At 42.1% G+C, this 7,558-nt stretch carries 5 protein-coding genes and 1 pseudogene; 3 read left to right on the plus strand and 3 right to left on the minus strand.

The genetic code is table 11. The features are described 5' to 3' along the window. Positions 1–242: pseudogene (locus tag ATB78_RS27265) on the plus strand (IS5/IS1182 family transposase); the annotation flags it as partial. Between the two features lie 338 nt (positions 243–580). On the opposite strand, the gene ATB78_RS27270 reads toward ATB78_RS27265, so the two are convergent. The 3 genes from ATB78_RS27270 to ATB78_RS27280 are packed head-to-tail and all read right to left on the minus strand — an operon-like array spanning position 581 to position 4,776. After that, positions 581–1,354: an ADP-ribosyltransferase gene (locus ATB78_RS27270; RefSeq protein ID WP_061011104.1), complete on the minus strand. Its 774-nt coding sequence runs from the start codon at positions 1,352–1,354 to the stop codon at positions 581–583. Positions 1,355–1,368: 14 nt separating this feature from the next. Continuing rightward, positions 1,369–2,118, minus strand: a complete 750-nt coding sequence (locus tag ATB78_RS27275; RefSeq protein ID WP_061011105.1) for an ADP-ribosyltransferase — start codon at positions 2,116–2,118, stop codon at positions 1,369–1,371. 15 nt (positions 2,119–2,133) lie between these two features. Further along, positions 2,134–4,776: a hypothetical protein gene (locus ATB78_RS27280; RefSeq protein WP_061011106.1), complete on the minus strand. Its 2,643-nt coding sequence runs from the start codon at positions 4,774–4,776 to the stop codon at positions 2,134–2,136. Positions 4,777–6,044: 1,268 nt separating this feature from the next. Here ATB78_RS27280 and ATB78_RS30195 point away from each other — a divergent pair. Together ATB78_RS30195 and ATB78_RS27290 are read left to right on the plus strand one after the other, a co-directional pair. Beyond that, a complete protein-coding gene (locus ATB78_RS30195) occupies positions 6,045–6,335 on the plus strand; it encodes an LPD7 domain-containing protein (protein WP_061011107.1) in 291 nt (96 codons plus the stop codon). Between the two features lie 711 nt (positions 6,336–7,046). Next, the coding region (locus ATB78_RS27290) for an acyl-CoA reductase (RefSeq protein WP_276280465.1) at positions 7,047–7,558 on the plus strand (512 nt) is incomplete at its 3' end.

The following is a 7,558-nucleotide window of genomic DNA, read 5'->3' on the forward strand; positions in this document are numbered from 1 at the left end:
ACCCTCGCAATTTAGCAGTAGGTTGTCAAAAGCTCTACGGCTCCAACAAGAAGTGGAAAAAGCGGTATGGCTATCACAAGCGCTCACTATCAGAGACAGCAATGTACCGAGTAAAACAGCTGCTAGGTGGGAAATTAAGCCTAAGAAATTACAATGCTCAGGTTGGCGAGACTTACGCAATGATCAAAGCGCTGAACAAACTTACAGGACTTGGTATGCCTGAAACTCAGTATATTGCTTAAGAACTGAACAACTTTAGGCTGCCATGTCTTCCCACCGAATTAAGCAACAAAGCCATTATTTCTTTAAAGCTAACGATTAAAGTTTATTCTATAGATATAGAAAACCACGGTTTTACTCGTGGATGAACACCTTCGGAGACGGTGCGATGGTTAAATGCAATATTGGATCTCGTCCCACAGTCGCAAATCATATAGCTTCTAGTTTACAAGATACTTCAACGTAATAACCACCGAGTTTTGTGCAAAAATCAGCCTAAACAGTAGGTAGAGGGTAAGGTATTGATTTTTATGAATAGAAATAATACCTCTCATGAAGGTTTCATGAGAGGTAATGGCTATCAAAGACAATACAATGCTGAACGGGTTCGAAGTGACACTTCATCTCCACTAAAGCTATCGTAAATATGTATATCTGGTTCAGCCTTTAGATATTTAGAAGGATTTTTTATCTCCCTCAATTTTATGTAATTCTTGTTTGCTGAAATTCTCTCAATCGCTTCAATACGAAAATACGTATTTGGCTTCGCTAAAATTTCTGCTTCATAAGGTTTGAATGTATAAGCATTAATAGCCCGCCCAGACGACTTTAGTTCAATTTTAAACTGAGCCGCAGACACTCCCTCATATGCTCCAGAAGCGGAAAAGTTTCTGGCGACACTTGGAATAGTAGAAGTCGATAGAAAGGCTTTTTCATGTAAGATGTCACCAACATTAAGCTTTTCCAGAAGGCTGTTCTTAATGGATGAGCCCCGATAAACCGTGCCTTTATAGTTTGGCAGCTTGTTCATCGCACTTCGCATATGAGAAACACGGCTTTTAAGCGCCTCTCCATATCCTTGCATCAAGAACTCTTTGGGTTCGCCAGCTCGCATGTACTCATTCACAACATCATGGTCTACACGACCGTAACGTTTAATTGCTGAGTACTCTTCCGGAATCATCTTCTGCTCTGCCTTTGCGTGATTCTCGACAGACCAATCCATCAGGTCATCTGCCATCTGCTCTTGTTGAACTGGTGACAAATCCCGTCCTTTAAACTCTACAAAATCTTCTGCCATCACCAAATGGTGAATCGAGAAAGTCAGTAAAAAGACTAAAATCATTTTTTTCATATTAAGCTCCCAGCTTAACTGCAGACTAGAGAACGCCAGTAGGAATGGTTTATCTCTTCACCTGAATAGAGGTTATATGTTGTTCCCGTTGTCGTTTCATGTGATGAAACTGTCTCTAGCGCCACCATCGCAGAACCTCTACTCAATTCGATATTTGTCACTCTGTAGTAAGTGTTTGGTGGTAACAACACCTCGGCTTCTCCACCAAATTCAGACAATCCGCCAAGCGCACGACCATTACTCTTTACTTGAACTTCATACAACACGCGCTGTAGAGGTTGTGGAGAGTTCGGCCTTACAACAGCGAAACGCTTCGCTACTTCAGGAATGGTGCTGCTTGATGTAAACGCGGGCTCAACCACCACATCCCCCACTTGGAGTTTGTTCAAAAGAGACTGTTTTGCCCACGCGCCACGGTAAGTCACCCCCTTGTAACGAGGCAGCTTTTTCATGGCACTACGAACCTGCTTAATAAACTTCCTTGCACTTTTTCCCGAACTCCCCCAAGTGGAGGTATCCGCAGCTCTCAAGTAGTCATTCGCAAGCTGATAACCCGAAACAGAAAAATCTTCCAAGGCTTCAGCTTCATTAGCCGTCATCAATTTGTAGCGCCAACCACTGGAAGCTTTCGCCCAATCAGAAAATTGTGACGCTAATTCATCGACCTGCACTTGGCTACGTAAAGGGGCTTTCAATGCATCAAAAGGCGCAGCCTGGGCGACGAAGCTAAAACAGAGAAAACAGAGTGAAATAACTCTCAACATAGTCTGTTCCTCCCTTTACCAATATCTAGGGTTATTTGGGCTTAAATCACAGGAGATATTTAGCTCATTCTGCTTGATAACTCCGAATCGAATCGCACTAAACAGCTCTAGCTGTTGGCGAGTCACACTGTCAAACCAATCAGAAAGTGGGGTTAACCAATACATTGACTCATCACCGGAGATCTTAAACAAGGCATCTCTCAGTTGCGGGTACATGATCATGCAAGTTCTGCCCGGTAGGTTAGTGAAGTTGTCATTTACTTGAACTAGCAGGTCGATCTTTCTACCCAATTCAGAATTAGCGTTAAACAAACCATCGATAGATGCATGTAGACGCGCGTCATAACTCATGTCTTCGCCACTGTTCGCTGGGTAGTAATATGCAGAGTCGCTATCGTCGATATTGTAATAAACGTCCAACGTCATGTAGCGCAGTAGATGAGCAGGTAATGGCTCAGATAGGAGTGCAGTCGTCCCCATTTCTCCTGATGCGTAGTGGCCTGTAGAAATATTCTGCGCATGGATAATACCAATGTATCTCTGGAAGTCGCCAAGCTGTGCAGCAAGCCATTCCTCACCATTGCTGTCAGCCAAGCTCATCGCTTCTAAAATACGATTTTTTACCACGCTTTTCGCTAACGGTAATACTGCCGCAAGATTGCTGGTATTCAAGTTGGACGCCTTTAGTGCTGACGCAATTAAAGGTGCATGTTTATCGAGATCAAAGCTTCCCGGATATAGGTAACTATAGAAGCCGTTAACATGTGTTGCTTGCCATTCACTCTCTAGTGCCGAGCTAATAAAACCTTCCAGTTTTGCCAAGCGCTTTGAATGCACGTAATACCCTGAGTCTTTGTTCCTTTCATGCCAATCAGCAATATGGTGCAATGACGATTCGCGAGATAGGTTTTCTTTTGCTAGGTAGCTAGGAGACCAAGCGGCACAAGCATTACCACCGCCACACTCAGCTTCCAGTGCCGCACTGGAATCAAACATCCAACGCATCACTCGTGCTTTGTCAGCTTCTGCAGTTCTGATGATGCGTTGCTTGTCGGAAAAGCTTAGGATCTGCTGCTCAAGCCAAGCCTCTTCATGTTGAGAGCTCCAACCTTCGTTGATCAGTTCATCCATAGATTGTGTAAAGACACGCTTGATCGCATCGCGATTTGGCATCACCATCTGCGAAACTACTTCATCTTTTGCAGAGTCATAATGCTCTTTCTCTGCAGGAATCCACGTGTACTCAGTACACCCTCTGAAGTTCGGGTCCCCCCCAAGTATTCCAATTCGAGTACACTTCTCGTACCCTTCTTGAATAACAAAGTACTTTTGACGACGTTCAGTAGCCGTGGCTGGACGCCCAAAAATACTGCGAGACATTTCATCTATCGCTAAATAATCCGCTTGGTCTTTAAAATAGCGATGAGCTTTCGCAACCGCTTCTGAATCAAACAAACGATCGATGGCATTCATGCCTTCTGCATACATTTCTTCTTTTAACTTGGCTCTAAGCACATCAAGCTGGGCGTTGGCGGTCTCGACGATTTTGATCTTCGAATTGAGAACTTGTCGGTAAAGTTGATGCAGTGATTGACGATCTAAGCCTTCCACTTCCCCATTTCTAAGTTCATCGAGCACCGCCACTGCCAAGTCCAGATGGTCTTGTTGGCAATGCTGCAAGCGCGCTAGTGCTCGATTAGCTTCTCGCTTCGATGGCATATACATTGGGCGGTTGTTGTTTTCTTCCTGCTCTGGGTACAAAGCCAGCAACGCATCAATCTCTGTGCGGCAAGTTGAAGCAAGATCAGAGGCAAACAGTTTGGCATTCGCGCCTTCTAACGCGAGCTTATTAAAAATGGCTTTCTGAACTTCAGTCTCGACAGAGTTAATCAACGTCTCTGCTAACACGGCTTGTGCTTTTAACGCTTCTTGATAATGCTGCTGATATTTAAGCGCTACATCGGAGGCATAACCCTTCGCCAGCGCTTCAAGCATGCGCTGTTGACCGGATGCAAGATCCGCCCAATGCTGCTTATCTTTTTTGTCTTGTTGAGTGACAATGTCGTCATGAACGGTAAAGCTATAATGATCGCCCGTAGCAACTCGATTCCAACGAGCCGTTAGGATCTTACGATCAATTTCTCGCTCCGGTAGCTTGAGAACGCCAAACCAGTCAATCAGGCTCATTACCGTAGCAAAACGGTCGTATGACGTTTTTGTCTCATCTTCAAAGGCTTGAGCCACATCATTTGCCCACAACCCCACGGCAATGGTATCGCCTACTGGCCCTAACGCTTCGATCGCGCCCTTGGCAAAACCTGCCGTCGAGTGTCCGATTGTCGCAAGCAAGCTCGCCGCTTCTTCGGATTCTAGAACGGCAACATTGGCAGGGCCGACCTCAAGTAGAGATGCAGTTTCTGGGAAAACTTCATCTGCCTCAGCAAGCGAAGGTCGAGCGTCTGCGTGGTGTTCTGGCGCAGACAAAAATAAATCTTCTGGCGTTAGGTCTTCACTGAAGTTTCGGTAGTTTGACTTACGTATATCGTGGAAGCTATCACGATCCAATACGTTGTATTCGTCACCAATATTACAAACTTCAAAGGCACTAACACAGGGGGAAGCAATGGCACACGCCAATACCAATTTTCGTAACTTCATATAATTATCCTTGGTTTGAGAAGTTATTTGCTTCTTGCAGGAAGCAGCAAGCCTCCGATTACTTATTCGCAACCGGAAATTGAACGTTTTTAATTAAGATGCTCTCGTGGGCAAACGCTGAGAGCAGAGAGACTTAGGGTTAAGTCTTTGGATGATGCCGAGGGATCATTGATTTCATAGACAGCCAAACTTTTGTTGTTGTGTTTTATTGCCTCTTGCGCACAAGATAGTCTGTTAGAAATAGGCTATCAAAGTGGCAAGGGCGCTATTTTTCATTGTTTTTATAAAATTCCGTAAGACATTAAACCATCAGACAAGTTGCGGCAATGCACCTTATCTCAACTTGTTGTAAGTGATTCGCCACTTAAGGTGATGATTAATAAGATATTAAGCTTCACAAGAACCGAGTTGGGATTATTCCCATTAAAGATAATAATGCCAATATAGGTTGCTGTTTCAGTTTGATTATATTTTCGGTTTGTTTTGTAAACGCATAATAATTACAAAACACACAGTATGACTTTGTAGTAAAAGAGGCGATAGATTGTACAAGATGTCGAATAGAAAAACTGGAATTCATTCAAAAGGAAAATGACTAATATGTTGATTTATAATGAATTAATGACTTTTATTTATTCATTTTTATATTAAATGGTCAATATCTCACAACGTGAAAAGAAATAAGCCATCCCATTAGGCATGTTTAGTCCTGATTTGTGCGTTTCAACTATAATTTTCACTTCAAAACAACAAGTTTTCTAGGCATTAGCAAACACAAGAATAAATTAGACCAAACAGGTACTTTGTTCGTGAATCAACCAAATAGAATCTTGTTATATCTTGGATGATTGTCATTCGTTGTTTTGATCCCTTCCAGTAGTTATAGACATCGAGTTACTTGAGCAGCCCCAATTATTATGGGGTTAAAGCTGTTGTTTTGTTAAAATATTGGGGCGTTCTCATGAAGCTGAGTCTCACAATTGCATTCTTCTTCCGTTTAGCTTAGTCCTAGAGGAAATACATCCGATGGATGGTCCACGACATTTGTAAGCCAACAACGTTGCGGTAGCATAATTGCTTTGTATTGACTGGGCGCGAGGCTAGTTTATCTATGTCCGATTGCTTAAACGCTTGCAAAGTAAAGAGCACATTGGAGAGTTACCTATGATACTACATGAACGAGAGCGCCACCGCGCACCAGAGACAAAAGACAATGCTATCGTTTCAGCCAACGAGAACTTTAGCGCCGTCGGAGCGCTAAGCGCATCATGAAGGCGAGAGAGGCTGCTGCGCAGATCACGTTGACCATGAACGACTTAGTCGCGAGCAAGAACGACACAAAATGTTATGTGGACTTTTCTGACAAGAACACAGGAGACAAAGTATTTCGTGATGACGGTGAAAAGATCGTTATGAACAGCAAACAAGCGGACATTAACCATGCCGCAGCCGCACTAACGCTGGCCGCCGAAAAGTTTGGAGTGGTGGAAATCAATGGTACGAAGGAGTTGAAAGAGCAAGTCATTGATGTGGCTGTGAGCAAGGGCTTAAACCTGTAAGTGACAATAAACGGAAAGTTGCCAAACCGTTTTGAACAATCCACGGTCGAGCAAATTGTGAAGAAAGATACTTTCCTTGAAACACTACACCGTTAAAGATGTGCAGTTTGGTTTGATAGACCAAAAGAAAGCGTAGGGTGTTCAACCAGTGCCTAAGACGTATGATGCTCAAGCTAACATTATCTATGAAATTGGTAAGCAAAAACAAAGCCGCCATATAAAATGAACACTCGGTTTAATACGAGCGCAAATTGTCGCTGTTCAATTTCAAGGTTTAGTCAGATCCTATAGGTTGGCCTGACTCATTCTGACCCAAATTAGTTAGATCAAATCGCTCAACGTATTCAAGTGGCCTAGTTTCTTGGTTCCAAAACTGCGTAGCTATGCAAGTTTTATTTTTAAGTTACCTTAAAAACTCACCTTTTATGAGTAGTGTTAAGTCATCATTAAAAAGTCTATGCATAAATTATAAATACTATTTCTTAATTACTGGAGGTTATTGATTGGTTAGGTAGTATAAGTGTCTGAATTAATGATCTTTGTTTAGTGTTTTTTCTAGTTGTAAATAACTTTCATTATAATTAAACTTGATGATAATAATTATCATTTACGTTAGATAGTTGGCGAGTTTGATTAAAATAAATTAATTGTCTTTTAAATTGAAAACTTAAGCATTACCGTGTTTTCAAATTCAAAAGAGAAGCTATTAATATGGAAAAACACTTACCTTTAATAATAAATGGGCAGATAGTTTCTACTGAAGAAAATCGATTTGAGATCAGTTTTGAAGAAAAAAAAGTTAAGATTGATTCCTTTAATCATGTTCATTTAACTCAGATGGTGACTCATGATTATTTAAATAATCTAAATATAAATAACATCATCAATTTTCTTTATACAACAGGGCAGCGTTGGAAGAGCGAAGAGTATTCAAGAAGAAGGGCATATATTCGGTCTCTTATTACTTATTTGGGGTATTCACCACAAATGGCGAAACTCGAAGCAAATTGGATTGCAATGATCCTTTGTTCTAAGAGTGCGCTCTATGACATTATTGATACCGAACTTGGCTCTACGCATATACAAGATGAATGGTTACCGCAGGGTGAGTGTTATGTGAGGGCTTTTCCTAAAGGACGCACGATGCATTTGCTTGCGGGGAACGTTCCTCTCTCCGGTGTGACCTCGATACTACGAGGCATACTGACGAGAAACCAATGTAT

It is taken from the genome of Vibrio sp. CUB2, assembly GCF_001557945.1.
Lineage (GTDB): Bacteria > Pseudomonadota > Gammaproteobacteria > Enterobacterales > Vibrionaceae > Vibrio > Vibrio owensii.

Excerpts from the sequence above, each read along its gene's own strand:
- ATB78_RS27280 (WP_061011106.1), bottom strand. The coding sequence starts at position 4,776 with ATGAAGTTACGAAAATTGGTATTGGCGTGTGCCATTGCTTCCCCCTGT.
- ATB78_RS27270 (WP_061011104.1), bottom strand. The coding sequence starts at position 1,354 with ATGAAAAAAATGATTTTAGTCTTTTTACTGACTTTCTCGATTCACCAT.
- ATB78_RS30195 (WP_061011107.1), top strand. The coding sequence starts at position 6,045 with ATGAAGGCGAGAGAGGCTGCTGCGCAGATCACGTTGACCATGAACGAC.
- ATB78_RS27275 (WP_061011105.1), bottom strand. The coding sequence starts at position 2,118 with ATGTTGAGAGTTATTTCACTCTGTTTTCTCTGTTTTAGCTTCGTCGCC.